General features: G+C 62.6%; 17 protein-coding genes, 1 pseudogene and 1 CRISPR repeat array. Of the genes and pseudogenes, 8 read left to right on the top strand and 10 right to left on the bottom strand.

Annotated features, from left to right (window positions below):
- Positions 1-103 precede the first annotated feature (103 nt).
- Together ACZ5BT_RS03635 and clpB are read right to left on the bottom strand one after the other, a co-directional pair.
- On the bottom strand, positions 104-1,177 hold the full coding sequence (locus ACZ5BT_RS03635) for a TIGR04053 family radical SAM/SPASM domain-containing protein (RefSeq protein ID WP_464885263.1): 1,074 nt from the start codon (positions 1,175-1,177) through the stop codon (positions 104-106).
- Positions 1,178-1,286: 109 nt separating this feature from the next.
- The gene (gene clpB / locus ACZ5BT_RS03630) at positions 1,287-3,866 is read right to left on the bottom strand and encodes an ATP-dependent chaperone ClpB (RefSeq protein WP_464885262.1); all 2,580 of its coding nucleotides are present in this window, start codon (positions 3,864-3,866) and stop codon (positions 1,287-1,289) included.
- Positions 3,867-3,974: 108 nt separating this feature from the next.
- Here clpB and ACZ5BT_RS03625 point away from each other — a divergent pair, with 108 nt between their 5' ends.
- The 5 genes from ACZ5BT_RS03625 (at position 3,975) to ACZ5BT_RS03605 (ending at position 9,036) form a co-directional block, all read left to right on the top strand.
- Complete coding sequence (locus ACZ5BT_RS03625; protein ID WP_464885261.1) at positions 3,975-4,550, top strand: DUF6062 family protein; 576 nt, start codon at positions 3,975-3,977, stop codon at positions 4,548-4,550.
- Between the two features lie 16 nt (positions 4,551-4,566).
- The gene (locus ACZ5BT_RS03620) at positions 4,567-5,130 is read left to right on the top strand and encodes a hypothetical protein (RefSeq protein ID WP_464885260.1); all 564 of its coding nucleotides are present in this window, start codon (positions 4,567-4,569) and stop codon (positions 5,128-5,130) included.
- A gap of 4 nt (positions 5,131-5,134) precedes the next feature.
- Positions 5,135-5,509: an acyl-CoA thioesterase gene (locus tag ACZ5BT_RS03615; protein ID WP_464885259.1), complete on the top strand. Its 375-nt coding sequence runs from the start codon at positions 5,135-5,137 to the stop codon at positions 5,507-5,509.
- A gap of 106 nt (positions 5,510-5,615) precedes the next feature.
- On the top strand, positions 5,616-6,656 hold the full coding sequence (gene coxB / locus ACZ5BT_RS03610; RefSeq protein WP_464885258.1) for a cytochrome c oxidase subunit II: 1,041 nt from the start codon (positions 5,616-5,618) through the stop codon (positions 6,654-6,656).
- Between the two features lie 13 nt (positions 6,657-6,669).
- Positions 6,670-9,036 carry a cbb3-type cytochrome c oxidase subunit I gene (locus tag ACZ5BT_RS03605; RefSeq protein WP_464885257.1) on the top strand — a complete coding sequence of 789 codons (2,367 nt, stop codon included), beginning with the start codon at positions 6,670-6,672 and terminating at the stop codon, positions 9,034-9,036.
- Between the two features lie 252 nt (positions 9,037-9,288).
- On the opposite strand, the gene ACZ5BT_RS03600 is transcribed toward ACZ5BT_RS03605, so the two are convergent.
- Positions 9,289-9,744 (bottom strand): hypothetical protein, encoded by a 456-nt coding sequence (locus ACZ5BT_RS03600; RefSeq protein ID WP_464885256.1) that lies wholly within the window; start codon positions 9,742-9,744, stop codon positions 9,289-9,291.
- Positions 9,745-10,301: 557 nt separating this feature from the next.
- Between ACZ5BT_RS03600 and ACZ5BT_RS03595 the strand changes: the two genes are divergently transcribed.
- From ACZ5BT_RS03595 to ACZ5BT_RS03585, 3 genes and pseudogenes are all read left to right on the top strand, one after another.
- The gene (locus tag ACZ5BT_RS03595) at positions 10,302-10,496 is read left to right on the top strand and encodes a hypothetical protein (RefSeq protein ID WP_464885255.1); all 195 of its coding nucleotides are present in this window, start codon (positions 10,302-10,304) and stop codon (positions 10,494-10,496) included.
- 191 nt (positions 10,497-10,687) lie between these two features.
- On the top strand, positions 10,688-10,939 hold the full coding sequence (locus tag ACZ5BT_RS03590; protein ID WP_464885254.1) for a hypothetical protein: 252 nt from the start codon (positions 10,688-10,690) through the stop codon (positions 10,937-10,939).
- Positions 10,936-11,136 (top strand): annotated as a pseudogene (locus ACZ5BT_RS03585) (PIN domain-containing protein); the annotation flags it as partial. The gene ACZ5BT_RS03590 and the pseudogene ACZ5BT_RS03585, both read left to right, overlap by 4 nt.
- An 18-nt stretch (positions 11,137-11,154) precedes the next feature.
- Positions 11,155-11,923: direct repeats of the CRISPR family, unit length 37 nt; unit sequence GTTTCAATCCTCACCGGCCCTTTCGGGCCGGTGCTGC.
- Between the two features lie 179 nt (positions 11,924-12,102).
- Here the strand turns inward: ACZ5BT_RS03585 and cas2 are convergent.
- The 7 genes from cas2 to cas3 are packed head-to-tail and all read right to left on the bottom strand — an operon-like array spanning position 12,103 to position 19,643.
- The gene (gene cas2, locus ACZ5BT_RS03580; RefSeq protein WP_464885253.1) at positions 12,103-12,402 is read right to left on the bottom strand and encodes a CRISPR-associated endonuclease Cas2; all 300 of its coding nucleotides are present in this window, start codon (positions 12,400-12,402) and stop codon (positions 12,103-12,105) included.
- 2 nt (positions 12,403-12,404) lie between these two features.
- Positions 12,405-13,427 carry a type I-C CRISPR-associated endonuclease Cas1c gene (gene cas1c / locus ACZ5BT_RS03575; protein ID WP_464885252.1) on the bottom strand — a complete coding sequence of 341 codons (1,023 nt, stop codon included), beginning with the start codon at positions 13,425-13,427 and terminating at the stop codon, positions 12,405-12,407.
- The gene (gene cas4 / locus ACZ5BT_RS03570; protein ID WP_464885251.1) at positions 13,424-14,002 is read right to left on the bottom strand and encodes a CRISPR-associated protein Cas4; all 579 of its coding nucleotides are present in this window, start codon (positions 14,000-14,002) and stop codon (positions 13,424-13,426) included. Before cas4 ends, cas1c begins: the two co-directional genes overlap by 4 nt.
- A gap of 2 nt (positions 14,003-14,004) precedes the next feature.
- Positions 14,005-14,877, bottom strand: a complete 873-nt coding sequence (gene cas7c / locus ACZ5BT_RS03565; RefSeq protein ID WP_464885250.1) for a type I-C CRISPR-associated protein Cas7/Csd2 — start codon at positions 14,875-14,877, stop codon at positions 14,005-14,007.
- Entirely contained in the window at positions 14,870-16,813 is a 1,944-nt protein-coding gene (gene cas8c / locus ACZ5BT_RS03560; protein ID WP_464885249.1) for a type I-C CRISPR-associated protein Cas8c/Csd1, read from the bottom strand. Before cas8c ends, cas7c begins: the two co-directional genes overlap by 8 nt.
- Complete coding sequence (gene cas5c, locus ACZ5BT_RS03555; protein WP_464885248.1) at positions 16,806-17,495, bottom strand: type I-C CRISPR-associated protein Cas5c; 690 nt, start codon at positions 17,493-17,495, stop codon at positions 16,806-16,808. The genes cas8c and cas5c overlap by 8 nt, the downstream gene beginning before the upstream one ends.
- 12 nt (positions 17,496-17,507) lie before the next feature.
- Positions 17,508-19,643 carry a CRISPR-associated helicase Cas3' gene (cas3, locus tag ACZ5BT_RS03550; RefSeq protein ID WP_464885247.1) on the bottom strand — a complete coding sequence of 712 codons (2,136 nt, stop codon included), beginning with the start codon at positions 19,641-19,643 and terminating at the stop codon, positions 17,508-17,510.
- Positions 19,644-19,674 lie beyond the last annotated feature (31 nt).

Below are 19,674 nucleotides of genomic sequence, written 5' to 3'. Positions count from 1 at the left end.
CGCGGTTCAGTGCCGCCCGCGAGCTTTTTGAATTCGGCGATGCAACATTGGCGCTCGCGCTCTTTGCCGGGCCCCGCCGTGGCTTTTTGCCACGGCGGGGTACTTAGACGGCCTCCGCCGCTTCCTGCCAGGCTTTTGGTACGTAGGCGCAGCGGGGCTCGGAGGCAAAGGGATCGCCGAGCTCGGCCCAGGCCCTGGCCCGGCTTCCCCAGCAGACGTTACCGAACTCGCAGACCCGGCACTTGCCCTTGAGGCTTTCGCGATCGCGGAGTTTGCGGAAGAGCTCGGCGTTTTGGTAGATCTCAAGCAGCGGCTTTTCCTTGACGTTGCCGGCACTCATGGCCAGAAAGCCCGAGGGGTAGACGTCGCCGGTCGCGCTCACGAAGACGAAGCCGTAACCGTCGTGCATGTGCACGCCGCGCTTGTTTTGCACCAGGGCGTGGTCAGCCTCGCCGCTCTTTTCCCGCTCCTGGATCACCACCCGCCGGAAGTGGGGGGCCTCGGTGGTGCGGATGTGCAGCTTGTGGGTCTTTGAGACCTGGTAGAGCCAGCGCAGGGTCTCCTCGTACTCGTCGGCAGTGAGCTGGTTGAGGAGCGCGCCCCGTCCTACCGGCACCAGGAAGAAGACCTCCCAGGCAGCGATGCCGAGGTCGCGACCCAAGTCGGCGATGCCCGGGAGTTCGGGCCGGGTCTGTTTGGTGACGGTGGTGTTGATCTGGGTGGGAAGGCCGATCTCCCTGGCGTAGGCCAGGGCGTCGACCGCGAGGTCGAAGGTGCCGGGGACGCCCCGGAAGGTGTCGTGGGTCTCCGGGCTTGCGCCGTCGAGGCTCACCGCCATCATGTGTACGCCGAGCTCTTTGAAGCGATCGATGACCTCGTGGGTGAGGAGCGGGGTCACCGCGGGGGTGATGCCCACCTTGATGCCGAGGTCTTTGGCCTTTTCCAGGATGGCCCAGAGGTCGTGGCGTTTTAAGGGGTCGCCGCCGGTGGGGAGGAGGATCGGTTTGGGGGTGTAGGTGGCGAGCTCCTCGAGGAGCCGCATGGCGTCCTCGGTGGTGAGCTCGCCGGGGAGAGGGTCGGGTTCGGCGCTCGCCCGGCAGTGTTTGCACGCCAGATCGCAGGCGTGGGTCATTTCCCACGCCACGAGCAGCGGGAACTTATCGAAGTTCGGACGCATGGCTCTAGCCTACCCGGGGCGGGAGGGGTGCGCCGCGGACGTTTGTCCCTATCGGGCCCTACAAGACAGGGCCCCGGATTGGCATCCGGGGCCTCCGGGGGCGGTGAGCTCAGGCTTCGGCCGCCTGGGGTGCCGGGCTTTCTGCCTCGAAGACGAGCCCCCGGGCGTCGGCCCTGACCGTGACCCGATCGCCGTCTTTGATCTCGCCGGCCAGGATCTTTTTCGAAAGCGGGGTCTCGAGTTCGCGCTGGATCACCCGGCGCAAGGGTCGGGCGCCGAAGACCGGGTCATAGCCGCGTTCGGCCAGCCAGTTCTTGGCCTCGTCGCTGAGCACGAGTTCGATCTTGCGTTCTTTGAGCCGCTCGGCCACCCGCGCCACCATCAGCTCAACGATCTCGACGATCTGGGCCTTGGAGAGCGGTTTGAAGACCACGATCTCGTCGAGGCGGTTTAAGAACTCGGGGCGGAAGTTCTTTTGCAGCACGTCGAAGACCCGCGCCTGGATGCCCTCGTAGGGCAGGCCTTCCTTCATGCCCTCGAGGATCAGCTGGCTGCCCAGGTTCGAGGTCATGATGATGACCGTGTTCTTGAAGTCGACGGTCCGGCCGTGGGCGTCGGTCAGGCGGCCATCGTCGAGGATCTGGAGCAGCACGTTGAAGACGTCGGGGTGGGCCTTTTCGATTTCGTCGAAGAGGATCACGCTGTAGGGTTTCCGGCGAACCGCCTCGGTGAGCTGGCCGCCCTCTTCGAAGCCGACGTAGCCCGGCGGGGCGCCGATCAGCCTGGCGACCGAGTGTTTTTCCATGTACTCGGTCATATCGATGCGGATCATCGCCTCCTCGGTGTCAAAAAGCGTTTCCGCCAGCGCCTTGGCCAGCTCGGTCTTGCCCACGCCGGTGGGGCCGAGGAAGAGGAACGAGCCGATGGGCCGGTTCGGGTCCTTGAGCCCCGCGCGCGCGCGCCGGATGGCGTCGGCCACCGCCTCGATCGCCTCGTCCTGCCCCACGACCCGGCGGTGGAGGGCTTCCTCCAGGCGAAGCAGCTTTTCCCGCTCGCCCTCGAGCAGCTTGGAAACCGGGATGCCGGTCCAGCGGGAGACCACATCGGCGATGTCTTCCGCGGTGACCTCGAGCCGTACGTATTTCGCGTTCTTAAGCTTTTCCGACAGCGCCTCGACCTTCTTTTCCAGTTCTGGCAGCCGGCCGTAACGGAGCTCGGCGGCCTTGTTGAGGTCGTAGTTGCGCTCGGCGAGCTCGATCTCCCGCCGCACCTCGTCGAGCGCCTGCTGGGCCTGGCGCAGCTCTTTCAGGATCTCGACCTCGGCCAGCCATTCGGCCTTCATGGCCTCGATCTTCTCAGTGATCTCGCCGATCTGGCGCTCGATCTCCTCGAGGCGGGCCTTGGAGTCGGGGTCGGTCTCCTTTTTCAGGGCCTCGCGCTCGATCTCGAGCTGGAGCTTTTTGCGCTCGAGCTGGTCGATCTCCTCGGGTTGGCTCTCCAGCTGCATCCGGAGTCTGGCCGCCGCTTCGTCGATGAGGTCGATGGCCTTATCCGGCAGGTGGCGGTCGGTGATGTAGCGGTGGCTGAGGGTGGCGGCGGCGATGATGGCCGGGTCGGAGATGCGCACCCCGTGGTGGACCTCGTACTTCTCCTTAATGCCGCGCAGGATGGTAATCGTGTCCTCGACGCTGGGCTCTTCCACCAGCACCGGCTGGAAGCGGCGTTCCAGCGCCGGGTCTTTTTCGATCTCGCGGTACTCGTCGAGGGTGGTGGCGCCGATCAACCGCAGCTCGCCCCGGGCGAGGGCGGGTTTGAGCATGTTGCCGGCATCTACCGCCCCCTCGGCCTTGCCAGCGCCGACGATGGTGTGCAACTCGTCGATGAAGAGGATGATCCGGCCCTCGCTGGCCACGGTTTCCTGGATCACCGCCTTCAGCCGTTCCTCAAACTCGCCCCGGTACTTGGCGCCGGCCAGCAGTGAGCCCATCTGGAGCGCGATGATGCGTTTGTCCTTGAGCCCCTCGGGGACGTCGCCTTTGACGATTCGCTGGGCGAGCCCCTCCACGATCGCGGTCTTACCCACGCCCGGCTCACCGATGAGCACCGGGTTGTTCTTGGTCCGGCGAAGGAGAATTTGAATCGTGCGCCGGATCTCCTCGTCGCGACCGATCACCGGGTCGAGCTTGCCCTCCCCGGCGAGCTTGGTCAGATCGATGCCATAGCGCTCGAGCGCTTCAAATGTGCTTTCGCTGTGTTCGCTTTCCACTTTTCGACCTCCTCGGATTTTTTGAATCACGGCCTTTAGGGCCTCATCCCCGGGCAGCCCGGGGTAGCCCGCCCTGGCCATGGCCAGGAGCAAAACGTCCTGGGCCACGAAGCGGTCTCCCCAGGCCTGGGCGGTTTTCTCCGCTTCCTCGATGACCTGGTGCATCCGGGCCGAGAGGTGCGTTCCGCCGGCGACGCCATCCACGCGGGGCTTTTGCCCGAGTTCACGATGCACCTGGGCGGAAAGCGCCTCGACATCGGCGCCGGCTTCGCTGAGGATCCGGGCGGCGAGGCCGTCCGGATCGCGGAGCATGACCGCCAGCATGTGGGGGAGATCGATCTCCTGATGCTTCATCTCCCGGGCCAGCACCTGGGCCTGGGCCAGGGTCTGGCGGGCGGATTCGGTCCACTGTTCCAGGTTCATGCTCCCACCTCGCTCGTTAATATCATAAAGGTTGATATTGGTCATGTCAACTTCTTGGCCCCCTCGAGACTTTCACCGACCTTCACCTTTCGGGCGTAGGCTTGGGGTATGCACCTGAGCGGGCACGAGGTCTTGGAAGCCCTCGAGGCGCCCCACTGCCCGGTGTGCCGGCTCTCCCGCCTGGCGGCCCGGGCCTACCTCGCTGGCGTGATCGAGGGGGGCATCAACGACGCCGCCCTCCGGGCCGAGTGGCGGCAGCGGGGCGGTCTTTGTGCGCGGCACTGGCGCGAGGCTCGGGACCTTGAGGCCCCGGCCTTTCCCCTCGCCATCCTCAGCGAGGACCTGCTGGCGGACGGGCTGGCCCGCGGCGTGAAGCCGCCCCGCTGTCCGGCCTGCGAAGTAGAAACCGAGGCCGAGGCCCGTTATTTCCACGCCCTGCTCGCCCTGCCTCTGGCCGATCTGGAGCGGGCGCTGGCGGAGGGGCGGGGCTTTTTGTGCCTTCGCCACTGGGCGCGTTTGCCCCAGGGCCCGTTGCGCCAGCGTTTTCGCGAGCGGCTGGAGGGGATTTTGGAAGATCTGGCCGAGTTTCAGCGCAAGTACGACTACCGCCACAGCGACGAGCCTATGGGCGAGGCCCGCGACGCCTGGTTGCGGGCGGTGCGGGCCCTCGGCGGGGCGGTGTGATTGAAGGGGGAAGCGCATGTTCCGACGAAGGCAACGGCAGGAGGCGGAAAGGCTCGTGGCCCTCGAGGCCGAACTGGCACGCCTGCGCGAAGCGGTGGCGCTTATGGAGCGGCAGAACGCGCGTCTGGCCCGTGACTGTGCCCCGGCGCTCAAGGAAAACGCCACCCTCCGCTACCAGCTCGCCCAGTGCCAGCGCGACCGGCAGGTGCTGGAGATGCACGTGGGCGGGGCCCGGGCCGAGATGCAGGCCGCCCTCAACCTCCTGGCCGAGCTCGAGGGCCAGCCCCTCTCGGTGCGCCTGGGCCAGGCCGTCTTCCTCTTCGCTCAGGAGGGCCGTGCCCTCGGGGCCCGCGGGCCGTGGGACGAGCTTTTGGCCCTGGCCCGCGAGCTGATAGGCGCATCCCCCGACCTGGACCTCGAGGCCTGGGTGCGCCGAAGGGCCTTCGCCCTGCTGGCCCTCGCCGAACGCGAGTTTTCGGGCGAGCTGCAATCCCTGGCCCACCCCGCCGCGGGGCTGGGCCAGCAGAGGGCGCTCGATGCCCTTCTTACGCGGCTTAAGCAGCTGGCCGGGGTAGCCTAGAGGTATGGAGGGAGAAGCGCGGACCCTCGAACTGGTGTTTCCCGAGCACGCAAACCCCATGGGGAACGCTTTTGGTGGTTTCGTCGTTGGGCTGATGGACAAAGTTGGGTCGTACGCCGCGGTGCGGCGGGCGAAAAAGCCGGTGGTGACGGTGGCGGTTGGCCGGGTCGAGTTCAAGGTGCCGATCAAGGTCGGGGACCTGCTCGAGGTCATCGCCCGGGTGGAAAAGGTCGGGCGCACCTCGCTCACCGTCGGGGTGGAAGTCTATAAGGAGCAGCTGCTCCAGGGCGAGCCGAGCCGGGTGCTGGCCACCCGGGGGCAGCTGGTCTACGTGGCCGTAGACGAAAAGGGCGCCCCGACGCCGGTTGACGCCGGGTAAAGCTGGCCGATTGCGTTCTTCGGGGGCCTTTCATTCTGGCCCCCCTTGCTTTAACGTGTGACCTGGGATATATGTCCCTATATGGGCATGAACTACAGGAGGGCCTATGAATAGAATTGCACTCGCGTGGCTACTGGCGTTGCTCGGGCTGGCGCTGGCCCACAACGTCGCCATCGTCAGCGACGCGCCCACCAACCGGGAGGTCTCTTACCTCCTTCGCTGGGTACTCGGATTCGCGGTGGTGATTTTTGCAGTCGTGGCCGGCGCGCTCGCCTATACGATCTGGAAATTCCGGGCCCGACCGGGGGAAGCGGGGCCGGGTGAGGCAGGGGAGACGCTCCCCCCGCAGTTCGAGGAGAACGGTCGCCTCGAGCTGAGCTGGACGGTGATTCCGCTGGTCATCGTGCTCATCCTCTTCGTGCTCACCGCCCAAGCCCTGGTCAAGATTACGCGGCCGATCGCCGGCGCGATGCCGGTGGAGGTGACGGCGCGCCAGTTCTGGTGGGACTTCCGCTATCCCGACCTTGGCCTTCGTACCTCGAACGAGCTCATCATTCCCGTGGGGCGACCCATCGAGGTCAAGCTCACCTCCGGCGACGTGATCCACTCGTTCTGGGTCCCAAGCCTCAACGGTAAAACCGATGCGGTCCCGGGTCAGACCACCTACAACCGCTTCATGGCCACCGAGCCCGGGGATTACTACGGCTACTGCGCCGAATTCTGCGGGGCCTCCCACGCCAACATGCGGCTCAGGGTCATCGCCCTTGACCAGCAGACCTTCGAGCGTTTCGCCGAGGCCTATAAGAAATACCGTGCGCCCGAGCCGAAGACAGCGAGCCAGCGCCGGGGTCTTGAGGTCTTCCAGGCCAACTGCGCCGCCTGCCACAGCGTCAAGGGCACCGCGGCCAAAGGGGTGCTCGGTCCCGATCTATCGCTGTTCGGAAACCGGCTCACCCTGGGGAGTGGGATCCTCGAGAACACCCGCGAAAACCTCATTCGCTGGTTGACGGACCCGGGTGCGGTGAAACCGGGGGCCAAGATGCCCTCGTTTGCCAGGCTTGGCCAGGAGGACCTCTCGGCCCTGGCCGACTATCTGGAGAGCTTGAAGCTTGAGGGCTTCGACTTCTCGAAGCTGCCGCAGTTCTAAGAGGGGGAAGACGATGGCAACGATCACCGCGAGCCGCAAGGGTTTCCTGCCCACCTTGTGGGAGTGGCTCACCACCGTGGACCACAAGCGAATTGGACTGCTCTACACGGTTACCGCTTTCGCCACCTTCGGGCTTTCCGGGGTGCTGGCGTTTTTGATCCGGGTGCAGCTGGCAAACCCCACCGGCGACTTTTTGATCGGCGAGGCCTACAACCGGGTCATGACCCTTCACGGGGCCTCGATGCTCTTTTTCTTCATCATCCAGGCCGGGCTGACCGGCTTTGGTAACTTCCTCCTCCCGCTCATGCTCGGGGCGCGCGACGTGGCCCTCCCCCGAGTCAACGCCTTTTCCTACTGGGCCTTCCTCTTCGCCATCTTGCTGATCGTCGCCAGTGCCCTTTTCGGCGACCTGCCGGGGGCGGGATGGACCTTTTATTACCCGATCTCGACCTCGCAGGGTTCGGCCTTCTACTTCGCCTCGATCCTGCTCCTGGGTCTTTCCTCGTTGCTCGGTAACGCGAACTTCATCGCCACCATCTATAACCTCCGCGCCAAGGGCATGGGCCTTTGGCGCATGCCGATCTACGTGTGGTCGGTCTTCGCCGCCAGTATTCTGAACCTCTTCTCGCTCGCTGGACTGACCGCGGCCACGCTGGTCACCCTGCTCGACGTCAAGCTCGGGCTTTCGCTTTTTAACCCCGCCATCGGCGGCGACCCCATCCTCTTCCAGCAGTTCTTCTGGTTCTATTCCCACCCCACCGTGTACGTGATGCTGCTGCCCTACCTCGGGGTGCTGGTGGAGGTGGCTTCCACCTTCGCCCGCAAGCCGCCCTTTGGCTATCGGGCCATGGTGATGGCCCAGATGGGCATCGTGCTTCTGGGCATGCTGGTGTGGGCTCACCACATGTTTACCGTGGGTGAGTCGCTGATCTTCGAGCTCGCTTTCTCCTTCTTCACCGCCTTGGTGGCGGTGCCCACCGGCGTCAAGCTCTTTAACATCCTGGCCACGCTCTGGGGCGGCAAGCTGCAGATGAAGACCCCGCTCTACTGGGTTTTGGGCTTCATCTTTAACTTCCTGATCGGTGGGATCACCGGGGTCATGCTCTCGATGGTCCCCTTCGACTACCAGGCCCACGACTCCTACTTCGTGGTCGCCCACTTCCACAACGTCTTGATGGCGGGTTCGGGCTTTGGCGCCTTCGCCGGGCTTTATTATTGGTGGCCCAAATTCACCGGCCGCATGTACAACGAGCGGCTCGGACGGCTGCACTTTTGGTTTTTCCTCTTCGGCTACCTCTTCACCTTCCTGCCCCAGTACGTGATGGGCTTTCTCGGCATGCCGCGCCGCTACTACACCTACCCCACCGAGGTGAACGGGCTCTTGACGTTGAACCAGATCTCGACCTTCGGCGCCTTCCTCTTCCTCATCGGCGGGTTGATCTGGGTGTGGAACATGTACACCAGCTGGCGCTCCGGTCCCAAGGCTCCGGCCAACCCCTGGGGTGGTTGGACCCTGGAATGGCTCACCAGCTCGCCGCCTCCGGCTCATAACTTCGACGTCAAGCTGCCCGAGAAGTTCGAAAGCCCGCGGCCGCTTTTCGACTGGGAGCGGAAAGGCGAAAAGCTCGAGGCCGAGGACCCGGGTCACATCCACCTGCCGCGGCCCTCATTCTGGCCCTTTTTGACCGCGGTCTCGCTCTTTGTCATGTTCATCGGGCTGGCTGGGTATGCCTGGCCCAACCCGGTGATGATCCTCGGGGCCCTCCTGACGGTCGGCGGCCTCGTGGGGTGGGCCCTCGAGGACGAGTACGACCACCCCGTCGAGCACCACACCCTCTCTGGAAAATCGAACGCCTTCATGGGCATGGTGTGGTTCCTCTCGTCGGAGATCGGCCTCTTTGCGGTGTTGATCGCCGGCTACGTTTACCTCCGCGTCTCGGGTCACGCCCTGCCGCCCGAGGGCCGGCCCGAGCTCTGGCTCGCCGCCATCAACACCTTCTTCCTGGTCTCTTCGTCGTTCATCGTTCACTACGCGGCCCACGACCTGCGCCGGGGTCGGTTTTCCAGCTTCCAGCTCGGGCTCCTCGTGACCATCCTCTTCGGCGTGATCTTCCTTGGCATCCAGACCTACGAGTTCATCAACGCCTACCAGCACCTGACCTGGCGGGAGGACCTCTGGATGGCGGCCTTCTTCCTGGTGGTCGGGCTCCACGGGTTGCACGTGCTCATCGGGGCCACGGGGCTGACGCTCGCTTACTTGCAGTCGCGTTTTGGCAAGCTCACCGCGAAGGCGCACGGGACGCTTGAGTCCTCGAGCCTGTACTGGCACCTGGTCGACGGCGTGTGGCTGGTGATTCTGGCGCTGTTTTACATCTGGTAGCCGCGTGCCCAGCCTCCAAAAAAGGGCCGGCCCTTTGGGCCGGCCCTTGAATTTCACCGCCGCGGGTGTCGGTGGACCTGGTGCGGCACCCCGGCCGCTCTTTCCGCCGCGCGACCCGATCGGTGTGGATGGGTTTTGGGGGCGGCGGCTCGGCCAACGCGGAGATGCCTGAGATTGGGTACGGGTGTGCGCTTTGGAAAAGGGCCCGCCGTGGCCAACGCTGACCACGGCGGGCGGCACGGACGAGCAGGGCTAGAAGTAGCCGGTAACGGCGATGCCGAGCAAGAAGCCGTTCGCGGAGTGGTAACCGATGCGTACTTCTGCAGACGGCTTCAGCCCTTCGATACCAAACGGGCCGGAGATCGAAGCGCCGGTATTGATATCCGCTCCGAGTGCGACGTAGGTATAAAGGTTTGCATCAAGATTGCCGAGGAGGAGCAGGCTTGCCTCTGCGCCTACACCGGCATAAGGGCTGAGCTCCTTCGTCTGTTCCCCGATGGGAATCAGGTAGGCTGCGCCGGCTTCAACACCAAAGGGAAGGAAGTAAACGCCCGATAATCCCGTGTTAAAGCGGACATTGCCAGTTTTGTAGGACACGCCGTAACCGGTGATCACGCCGAGAAGAGCGCTTGAATAAAATCCGTAACCATTCTGTGCAACACCGAGGCCGGTAAGAGCGAGGATGACTGCCATCAGGAATCGCTTCATGCTTCACCTCCAAAAGCGTGGTCGAGCGTGCGACCAAGGAGGAATTCTATAGAACGAAACCAAGAACGTTCGTTCATATGACCATGCCTGGCCTCGACCATTCTGCGCCCCAACCTTTTTCTCCGCCTGCTCACCGGTGATCCCCCGGAGCTGGCGGCCCGGGCCCTCGAGGTCTTTCGCGCTGCCGAGGAAGGTGGCTACGCCCTGACCTCGTTTGACCAGGTCGAACGCACCGAGGCGGCCGGAGCCATCCTCAACCTGCTCGACCGCGACGGGATCCAGCTCGAGGACGAAGGGGATCTCCGGCCAGCCCTGGAAGCCGTCGGGATCGGCGAGCTCGCCACCTTCGATAAGGGATTGCGGAGATGTGCCAAGTTCACCCTTCTTCCGACCCCAGGCTGAGGCTGGGCGGCACGGCTCCGACCTGAAGGGGGTGGGCGGTGGTGATCCTCGAGGGCCCTTCAGGTCACGGGGGGACAGCGCCCCATGACAAAATGCGTAGGTTTGGAGCGCGAAAGATCCGCAAAGGCCGCGATGGGGTACTTACAATGAACGTGATGCCGAAATCCACGAACTTGCGCGGCAAGAAGCGAAAGGTCATTACCAGACCCGAGGACATCCCAAGGAGCTTCGCTTCACGGGCCGAGGAAGCGGACTTTTGGGCGTCCCACGACTTTGCCCCGGACGTATTGGACGACCGGCCCGAGGTCGAAAAAGAGCTCGATCAAGCCATCCGTAGAGAGGGTGATTAGCCCGCTTTAGGCCTCACCGGCCCGAGAGGGCCGGTGAGGCCTCTTCGGGCTCTACAGCGCCGCTGTGGTTTACTGGGAGCTCACACCTACGCGCCGATGGTGTTGGGGACGGTGCTCGCGGCCTTGGGAGCGTGCGAGGCGGGTGAGGCAGCTTGGTGTGTTGGAAATGGGGAGCCCGTATAATGGAGGCGGTGAAGCTGCTCGAAGTGCCCGACGATCTTTTTGAGGACCTCGAAGTCTTACGCAGCGGCACGCGAAAGTCGCGGGTCGAAGTCCTCCGCGAGCTCCTTCGGCGGGAGCGGGCCCGTCTTGAATTCCTGCGCTACGCGAAGAAGCAAGGGCGAGGACCAGACTCCATGAGCAACGAGGAGATCATGGGTCTCGCAAGCCAAGAGACGCGGATGGTGCGGCGGCTTCACGCCACCAAGCGGCGCGAAACTTGAGGGTCGTCCCTGATACCAACGTTGTCGTTAGCGGCTTGATAAGGCCCGTTGGTAGCCCGCCAGGCGAGCTTTTAGACCTTTGGTTCACGAGGGGCTATGATCTCGTGACCTCCGCCGCATTGCTGGCGGAGTACCGCGAAGTGTTGAACCGCCCCCGTATCCGTAGGTTGATACGCGACCATCAAGCCCTGCTACGTTTTCTCGACCTGCTTGGGGTTTCAATCCTCACCGGCCCTTTCGGGCCGGTGCTGCATCAGGGCCGTGGGATTCGGTTCCGTGGACGCCGACGTTTCAATCCTCACCGGCCCTTTCGGGCCGGTGCTGCCGGTGGGTTCCGATTCCTGGTCACCAGCTTTATCAGTTTCAATCCTCACCGGCCCTTTCGGGCCGGTGCTGCGTACGACCATACGATGCCAGTGTACCTGGTCTTCGCGTTTCAATCCTCACCGGCCCTTTCGGGCCGGTGCTGCCGTACGCGCCCGTCATCGGCGGGCCATGAGCGGCTGATGTTTCAATCCTCACCGGCCCTTTCGGGCCGGTGCTGCTCGGCCGGGTTCGGCGCGGCCTGCGAGATCGTCGCAAGTTTCAATCCTCACCGGCCCTTTCGGGCCGGTGCTGCTCGGCCGGGTTCGGCGCGGCCTGCGAGATCGTCGCAAGTTTCAATCCTCACCGGCCCTTTCGGGCCGGTGCTGCCGCCAGCAGCTGCGCGGGATCGCGGGCCTGCACGTGTTTCAATCCTCACCGGCCCTTTCGGGCCGGTGCTGCTACTCGGCTGGATGCCGAGCTTAAGGCCAGGCGCGAAGTTTCAATCCTCACCGGCCCTTTCGGGCCGGTGCTGCTAGTAAGTTCCGATCAGATCGCCCGGCACCAGGGCGTTTCAATCCTCACCGGCCCTTTCGGGCCGGTGCTGCTGGTTCAGCTCACCAGCTCATGCCTCCCATCAACGCGTTTCAATCCTCACCGGCCCTTTCGGGCCGGTGCTGCGGCGTCTATTATATTCCCCGTTCGCATGGGGGTTGCCGCGATCCAGAGCGCGAACGGCGCCGGCAGCTTCCCGAGCGACCTGCTTGCGCAGCATCCTGCTTCCTGATTTTCATGGTCCTCGCGAGGAAAACCTCGCACCGCGAAAGTAGCGGGGTTTTGGTGGCCGCTTGGGGTTCGCGCTAGACGATGAGCGGATCGTCGAAGTCCCGGTAGCGGTCTAGACCGTGGTGGCGGAGGCTTTTTTCTCGGCCCCCGTGAAGGACGTAGATACGCAGGCTGTCTTTTTCGGGGTCGATGATTTCCAGGAGCCTGGTCTCGAACGCCTCGAGCTGGCCTTTAGTAACGCGGAGTTCGAAGACGGAGTACTGGACACGTTGGCCATAGTTCTTGCAAACTTGCGCAACTTTCCTAAGACGGGTGCGGCCGGCGTCTGTCGTGGTCTCGACGTCATAAACAACGAGAACATCAAGGCGCTTCATGATCACCTCGGCGTAAAGGCGACGTAGGCATCGAGGTCGCCACGTATGCGACGGGCGAGGAGGCGTGCCTGGACGTGCCATGTGAGCCCAACCGGGAGTTTTTGCTTGAAGAGGGGGTGGGAAAGCTCCTCCTGCTTGCGCTTTTGGTACGCCACGATGACCTTCTTCCTGCCATGCTCGTTGAGCATGACCGCGCCGCCAGGGCGGAAATCGAAGTCCTTACGGTCGAGCTGCCGGCGGTTGATGAGGCTGAGCGCGAGCCTGTCGGCAAACCAGGGGCGAAACTCCTCCATCAAGTCGAGGGCGAGCGCCAGCCGCCCAGGGCGGAGGGCGTGGAGGAAACCGATTTGCGGGTCCAGCCCCACGCCCTCGAGGGCCGAGGCCACGTCGTTCATGAGCAGGGCGTAGAGGAATGAGAGCAATGCATTGACGGGATCGCGCGGTGGACGGCGGTTCCGCCCTGAAAACGAAAATTCTGGCGCGCGAACGAGATGGGTAAGCCCCCGGAAGTAGTTCGCGGCGGCCATTCCTTCCACACCCCGGAGCTCGTCGAGAGACGGGGCTCGGTGGGAGGCTTCTTGCTGGTAGGAGAGCTCACGAATGTGGGGATCGAGCCTGGCGCTGAGGCCGGGGTCATCGCGCCGGGCTCGAAGGAGTACGGATTTGGCGTTTTTGATCTTACCCACGACGAATTCGCGAGCCAGGTCCCTGGTTTCCTTTGGGTTGTCGAGAGCGCGGTGCTGGGCCCTTCGTAGCAGGACGTTTCCGCCCGTCGGACCCTGCATCCGGGCCCGGAAACGCCCGTTTTGGGTGTAGTAGACGAGTTCTTTGCCCTCTTCCGCCAGTTTGTGAACGAGGAACGGGCTGACGACCACTTGCCCGAAGACCGCCACACCGCCGAGGTGATGCAGCGGGACTTGAAGGCGGGTTTCTCCTTCCACCTTGACCTTGAGCGTTTCGTGATCAAGGTGAAGGTAGGCCCCCTGGGTCTGGACGTAAAGGGTGTTGAGGAACACCCGGTTCACGCGAGCTCCCGAATGAGGCTCTGTGCCCGGGGCATGCAAGCATCTGCCAGCGAACAGTCCCTGCACCGGGCGTCGTTTGCAGGTGGCGGAAGGGCCTCGGTTATGAGCAGCTTGCGGATTGCCCGAACAGCCTCTTCGACTTCGGCGCGGAGCTCGGGGGTGAAGGCGACCTCGCGCCGACGTTTGCTCTTCCTGTAGAAGAGCGCCCCTTTGGGCACCGAAATGCTGAACATTTCTTCCAGACAGATCGCCTGGGCGGTCAGCTGGAGCTCGTCGGCGCGACGGTACTTTCGCGGGCCAACTTTGTGCTCCACAGGGTAGGGAGTGCCAGCGGGGAACTCGACCACGTCCGCTTGCCCCACGAGTCCAAGCCGGTCGGACCAAAGGGGAAGCCCGTATTCCACCCGTACCCCCTCGCGCACCAGGCCTTCGGGTAGGTGTACCCGGGCATGCGCCCGGTGCCCGCGCAAGGTGTAGAGGTTGTCTTCCCAGATCTGCTCGAGGTGAATTAAGGCGTACTGCCGCGGGCAGTAGGCGTAGTGCTGGATGGCCGAGATGGGTACGGGCTCGTCCACGGCTAGGCTTCTCGCGGATCCACCAGGCAGGAGAGCGTTACGCCCACGGGTGGGTTGCCGATTTCCACTGCGTAATCGCTGTAGTTGCGTGGAGTTTCAACCCCTGCCTTCTTGTTTACCCGGATGAGACCGAAGAGTTTGTGGGCGGGGGCGTTCCCTTTTTTGTTTTCGTGGGTGAAGACACAGAGCCCGCGCACGTTCATTTCTCCCCGGGCCGCCGACCGGTCGAAGTCGAAGAGGTGGGCCAGGGCGTCCCAAAAGAGCTCGAGGTCTTCCCGGGAAACCCCCGCGGCTTCGGCGAGGAAAGGGTTGAAAAAGCCGTGGGCCCGGTAGAGGCCGTAGGGCACCAGTGGCTTTTTGCCCATTTCAGTCTGCCCCGTTTCCATGCGCTCTTCGGTGGTACGTGCCTGGCGGGTGATGGTGAGCTCGAGGGGAAGGACCGGGTCAAGGGATCGGGCGAAAGTCAGCTGGGCCGGACCTCGCACCTGGCCGGCATTGTAATCGCCGGTTGTGAGCACCGCGCCGAACATGCGAATGTCGTAGTAGCGCTTGAGCATTTCGGCCCGAAGGTCTTTGTTGGCGCGTTTGTTGTTTTTCTCTACGCCCAGTTCTTGAGCGGCTTCTTCAATCAGCGCGTTCAGAGCCGCTTCGCTCTGGATGAAGATTTTGAAGCCGTCGGTGTTTTGTTTGACCAGGGTTACGTAGTCGCGAATCTTGCGTTTGAGGGCGACGTCGGTGACGAGCCCCTGCATCGTTTCTGGGTCCACGCGGGGCATGTTTCCGGCGTCGGGGTCGCCGTTGGGGTTGCCGTCCTTGACGTCGAAGAGCAAAACGAACTCGTGCCTTTTGCCGGGATCTAGGTACACCTCACTCATGGTTCACCTCCGCCTTTTCTGCCTGCTTTGCCTTGCTCCTTGCCCGGAAGTCGGCCCGCTGGTGGTAAAAGCCAAGGGCGAACTCGGCCTGCTCCTCGAGGGTCAGGGTTTTGGGAAACTTCCTGATGCTCGAAGCAATGCGCTCGAGCTCCTTCTCGGCATTTACTGCGAACCCTGCTTGTTTGTTGTCATGCGACTTCTTTAGCTTGGGAAGGTGTGCGATTGTTGCGGTCTTGAGCAATTGCCCAAACGCGAGGGCGGGCGCGGATGAGGCAATGCCAAAGTGGGTTTGTGCGATTGTTCGCTCAAGGGTCCTGCCCGAGGCCTCCCATTGGATGCGTTCGAGCCAAGCAAGCAGCCTGCCCAGTAAATATGGAGCGCTCCCTCTACTTTCATCCAGCCGTTCCATTTCCTTCACTCCCTTCCGAAAGAAGAGCCAAAGCTTGATGATGGAGGCTAGACTCCATAGCATCTCTCGGGCTGTTTGGCGTGATTCTCTTGATTTTTCATCGCGAGAATCAGCAAGTTCAAATAGTTTCGGGTTCTTGAAGTTGTAAAGCGCTTTCGCGAGAATCTCAACTGAAGGGACTGTTCCAGCGTACGCTGTGCGGTAAAGGGTACGAGCATGCGTTGGGTTTTGACTTAGTTTCCGTGATCCAGGTCTAAAGGACAAGGCTTTTGTCAGTGTGATCAGGCTTGGAATGCGTTGGTGGCCGAAATAATCTACGATCTCACTGGCCTGGAGCCAACGTTCGACTTGCTCGAGAATTAGGCTCACCGGTTGGCTAATGTGGTCTCGGAGAACGAACCTTTGTTTATTCGCAGCCACGAGCATCAAGTGGAAATCTGTTTGGGCTGTCAGTGGAGCGGGCTTGTAGGGGGCCGTTAGGGAACGTTTGATGGTGTCCAAGGTGGCTTTAATCGCGGGTGGAGATTCGCTGGCCGTGATTTTGCCGAGCAATTCCTCCAAGCTATCAAAACTGAGGCCGCTCATGTTAAGTTCGCGCGGCTCAACCTCGATGCTCTGTGAGGTCCAAAATACTGCGGTGGTCCTATCCAAACTGCTAGCGGCGTCTTTGTCCCCGACTACGTTGTAGCTATGTCGACTTCGCGGGTTCAGGAGATATCTAAGCGTGTCAACGGCCTTGGTGGCACATTCGAAGCAGATGCTTGCGTTCGGTGTTTGGCTTTTTCCGAAAGAGTCAAAAGCCTTTTTGTTAAACGAGGTGATTTTGCAATTTTGCCCTTGAATCGTCACTTCCCCAGGAATGAGGCGGACGATGTCGTTTTCCTCACCGCAGATGCTACATTGGCTCCGCGCAATCACAAGCTCGTCCTTCAAGTGCTCGGCCCAAAAGCGCTGAACTGCAGGTAAACGCACCAGGTAAGCGCCTTCAACACTGAAGGTAATCAATTCGTCTTTACTTTTCCCCCATAGCTCGTCGAATGTTTCCTTCCAATCTTTGTGCCCTCGCCTACTTCTTTCCTTGGCTTTCGCTTCCAACACGGCCTTCCGTTTGGATATGAAGTCACGCTTGAGTTCGTTTACGAGAGGCGAATATAGAAAATCGACAACTTCTGCAAGGAGGGGTTCCTTTGTGCTGTCGGCGGCAGAGGAAAGAAGGTCTAAGTAGCCCGTGTGCATCAGTTCAACTTCAGAGTCTTCATCCCCTGCGAAGTTAAGGCCCAAAGTGTAACGTGGGTCGTCAAAAAGAAGCTTGGGCTTTAAGTTGCCTCCGGCAACCTTGCCGGAGCGCTGACGATCGGGTGCCGGCAGTGGGGCATGCTCTTCCCGACCGTAAGGGCCTTTGATGAAGTAGCGGTTATTCTCGTCAAGCTCGATTACCCAAGTGGGTACCCTCCACTTGTGAGCTGTGGGGAGGAAGAGTTCATCTCCTTTAAATCTTGAATATGCCTGAACCAAAGCCCTAAACATCTTCCCCCTCCAACCTTCGCAGCTTCAGGTAGAGATCCTGGGGCACCCAAAGCCAGCCGTTTTCAAGCCGGGCTTCGAAGAAGAGCGGTTGGGCGTAGCCTTTGACCGGCCTGGCTTTGCCAGGACGTTTGAAGCCCAGCTCTTTTCGCTTTTTGTCCTCGACGAAGGCGATGTCAAAGAGCATGGTGCCGATTTCAAGATCGAGCGGGTGCGGGGTTTCTCCGCCCGGCGGGGCGAAGAACGCGGCGAACTCTCGGGTGCCGAGGTAGGGGGTGTGGTGGTACTGGCCGCGCTCCACCCGGCGGCGGAACTGGTCGGTGTACTTGAAGACGGGCTCGGTGGCGTGCGGCCGGAGGTGGATTTCAGCCTCGATGAGGTAGGCAACGTCTCTCAAAATCAGGCTTGTGCGCTGCTGGCGGTCGTGCTCGACCGTGATGGGGTTTCGCCCCTGGCGGGAGCCGATCTCGTTGCGGAGAATGGCCGTCTGCTTGCCCGGCTTCAGTACGCCGATGCGCCGGATCTGGTAGCGCATCTCGGGTTTCCAGAAGATGGCCTCGAGCACCCCGCGGGCGGCGCTCGGCGTGATCACGGGGTAGCTCACCCGCTCGACCTTGAACTCGGGGCGGGAAAAGAGCGCGTATTCGCCCCATACCTTGACCTGAACTCTGCCTAACCTTTCCACATACCCCACCTCCTAGATCACCAGATCGGCCGGATCGGCAAAGGCCTCGCTCACGCCCCGAACCCGGTCGTACCCGCAAGTCCATTCATAGAGATTTTCGCTCACCTGCCTGAGGCAGGCCCGCTTTTTCGTCACATCGTGCCGGTAAAGGTTCACCAGGTAAGGTTGCAGACGCTGCCAGGTGTGGCGGCTGGGGCTGGCGAGGAACTTACTCAGACGCTCTGGACCTTCATCGTAAGGGACGACCACGGGCACGGTGTCTTCTTCGATGAGGCGGTACCGGGCGGCCACCTCCGGGTAGTTGAATTCCTGGCGCAGGCGCTGGATTTGCTTTTGGTCCAGGTCGACGATCTCGAAAAGGCGCTGGAAGTAAGCGCGGAAGATTTGGGGCTCGTGCAGGGCCTCGGGGCCAAAGCGCTCGAGGAGCACCTGCGCCTCGCCAAGGCCGCTTCGGTAAGCCCCGCCCGGGGTTTTGCCTTCGGCGGGGTTAAAGATCACCACCCGGCCCCTTTTCGGCAGCAGACCCTCGCGGTTACACCGCCCCGCCGCCTGCACGATGCGGTCGAGCGGGCCCACCGCCCGCCAAACTTCGGGGAAGTCGATATCCACGCCCGCTTCCACCACCTGGGTGCTGACGAGGCGCACGGGCTTCCCTGCCTGGAGACGTTCTTTTACCTCGGTGAGCACCTCTCGCCGGTGGGCCCCACAGAGCAGGGTGGAAAGGTGAAACGCCGCCGGGTCGTCCCCGGGCGCGTCGAGGAGCGCCAGCGCGTCCTTTCGCGTGTTCAGCACCACCATGACCTGGGGCTCGGCCCGGATCTCCTCGGCGATCTCCGTCCACGAGAGCGGGTCCTTGACGTACGCGTAGCTCACCCGTTGGAGGGCGGCGAAGTGACGCGGGTAGTCGGGGATGATTTCCCTGATCTCGACGCCTTTAAACTCGGGCACCCGTTCTGAGAGTTCGAACGTGGGCTGGGTGGCGGTGGCGAAGACGACCGTTGCGCCGTAACGCTCGACCAGCTGGCGGAGCACATCAAGCGTGGGGCGGAGAAGATGAGGGGGCAGGGTCTGGACTTCGTCGATGAGGATGACCGAGCGGGCCAGGTTGTGGAGCTTGCGAGCCCGGGAGGGGTTGTTGGTAAACAGGCTTTCGAAAAGCTGCACGGTGGTGGTGACGACGAGGGGGTGATCCCAGTTTTCGCTCGCAAGCCGGAGCTTGAGGCGCCCCTCGTCGGTCTCCTCGTCGTCGGGCACTTCCAGAGCCGAGTGATGCTCGAGGACCGCCCCCTCCCCGAGGATTTTTCGGTATTCGCTCGCCGTTTGGTCGATGATCGAGGTGTAGGGAATGGCGACGATCACTCTGCGGAGTCCGTGGGTCAGGGCGTGTTTCAGCGCGAACCCGAGCCCGGTTCGGGTTTTGCCCCCGCCCGTGGGCACCGTGAGCCGGAAAAAGCCCCGGGGAAGGGAGGCGGCCTTGAGCGCCTGGTGGTAGACCTCGCGGCGAACACGGTTGACCGGCGTATCTTTGGCCTCGGCGAGCAGTTCCTCCTGGTTCACCTCGAAGGTTTTCCAAAGCGCGCCCAGGTCCGGGCGTGCGGTTCGCAACCTCGCCCGTTCGGGTTCAAAATGGGCCTCGGTGTCGAGCCGGTCGGCGTCCACCAGGGCCGAGAAGATGAGACGTAGGAAGAGCTCGAGGGCAAGGTTTGAAGAGCTGGATAACCGGACCCCGGGGAGATCGGGCTTCAAGGCCCGAAGCGCCTGAATGACTTCTTCGCGTTCCGGGGCCTCGTAAACCGATTGGTATTCGATGGCGGCTTCGCCTGGGCTCTTGAGCCCTGCGTGGTGGCCGAGCACTGGCAATGAGAGTAGGGGGAAACTGCACTCTTTGCGCAGTTGACAAAAAAGCAGCGCGCCCCAGATGGCGTGGGGGGTTTTGGTCGCCGGGTCACCCCGTTCTCTGGCCAGAAGATAGCGCTGGAACGCCTGCCGGGCCTTGCCCAGGTCGTGGAAGTAACCGAGCCAGTAAGCGAGCTCTGCTGCGCCCGGCCCCAACGCTTCGGCGAAGGACCGGGCCAGTCTGGCCACCGCCTCGAGGTGTGCCTTGAGGTCGTGGCGCTCGTCACGCGCATTCTTGCTGTGCGCCCACATGCGTTTTCAGTTTATGGCCCGCACCGAAGGC

This window comes from Vulcanithermus mediatlanticus (genome assembly GCF_055385885.1).
This window is presented reverse-complemented; position numbering and strand designations above follow the sequence as displayed.

What these genes read in the sequence shown, in the direction of transcription:
- ACZ5BT_RS03600 (WP_464885256.1), bottom strand. Translation starts at nt 9,744, where the DNA reads ATGAAGCGATTCCTGATGGCAGTCATCCTCGCTCTTACCGGCCTCGGT.
- cas7c (WP_464885250.1), bottom strand. Translation starts at nt 14,877, where the DNA reads ATGAGTGAGGTGTACCTAGATCCCGGCAAAAGGCACGAGTTCGTTTTG.
- ACZ5BT_RS03595 (WP_464885255.1), top strand. Translation starts at nt 10,302, where the DNA reads ATGCCGAAATCCACGAACTTGCGCGGCAAGAAGCGAAAGGTCATTACC.
- clpB (WP_464885262.1), bottom strand. Translation starts at nt 3,866, where the DNA reads ATGAACCTGGAACAGTGGACCGAATCCGCCCGCCAGACCCTGGCCCAG.
- cas3 (WP_464885247.1), bottom strand. Translation starts at nt 19,643, where the DNA reads ATGTGGGCGCACAGCAAGAATGCGCGTGACGAGCGCCACGACCTCAAG.
- cas2 (WP_464885253.1), bottom strand. Translation starts at nt 12,402, where the DNA reads ATGAAGCGCCTTGATGTTCTCGTTGTTTATGACGTCGAGACCACGACA.
- ACZ5BT_RS03605 (WP_464885257.1), top strand. Translation starts at nt 6,670, where the DNA reads ATGGCAACGATCACCGCGAGCCGCAAGGGTTTCCTGCCCACCTTGTGG.
- ACZ5BT_RS03615 (WP_464885259.1), top strand. Translation starts at nt 5,135, where the DNA reads ATGGAGGGAGAAGCGCGGACCCTCGAACTGGTGTTTCCCGAGCACGCA.
- ACZ5BT_RS03620 (WP_464885260.1), top strand. Translation starts at nt 4,567, where the DNA reads ATGTTCCGACGAAGGCAACGGCAGGAGGCGGAAAGGCTCGTGGCCCTC.
- ACZ5BT_RS03625 (WP_464885261.1), top strand. Translation starts at nt 3,975, where the DNA reads ATGCACCTGAGCGGGCACGAGGTCTTGGAAGCCCTCGAGGCGCCCCAC.
- ACZ5BT_RS03635 (WP_464885263.1), bottom strand. Translation starts at nt 1,177, where the DNA reads ATGCGTCCGAACTTCGATAAGTTCCCGCTGCTCGTGGCGTGGGAAATG.
- coxB (WP_464885258.1), top strand. Translation starts at nt 5,616, where the DNA reads ATGAATAGAATTGCACTCGCGTGGCTACTGGCGTTGCTCGGGCTGGCG.
- cas8c (WP_464885249.1), bottom strand. Translation starts at nt 16,813, where the DNA reads ATGTTTAGGGCTTTGGTTCAGGCATATTCAAGATTTAAAGGAGATGAA.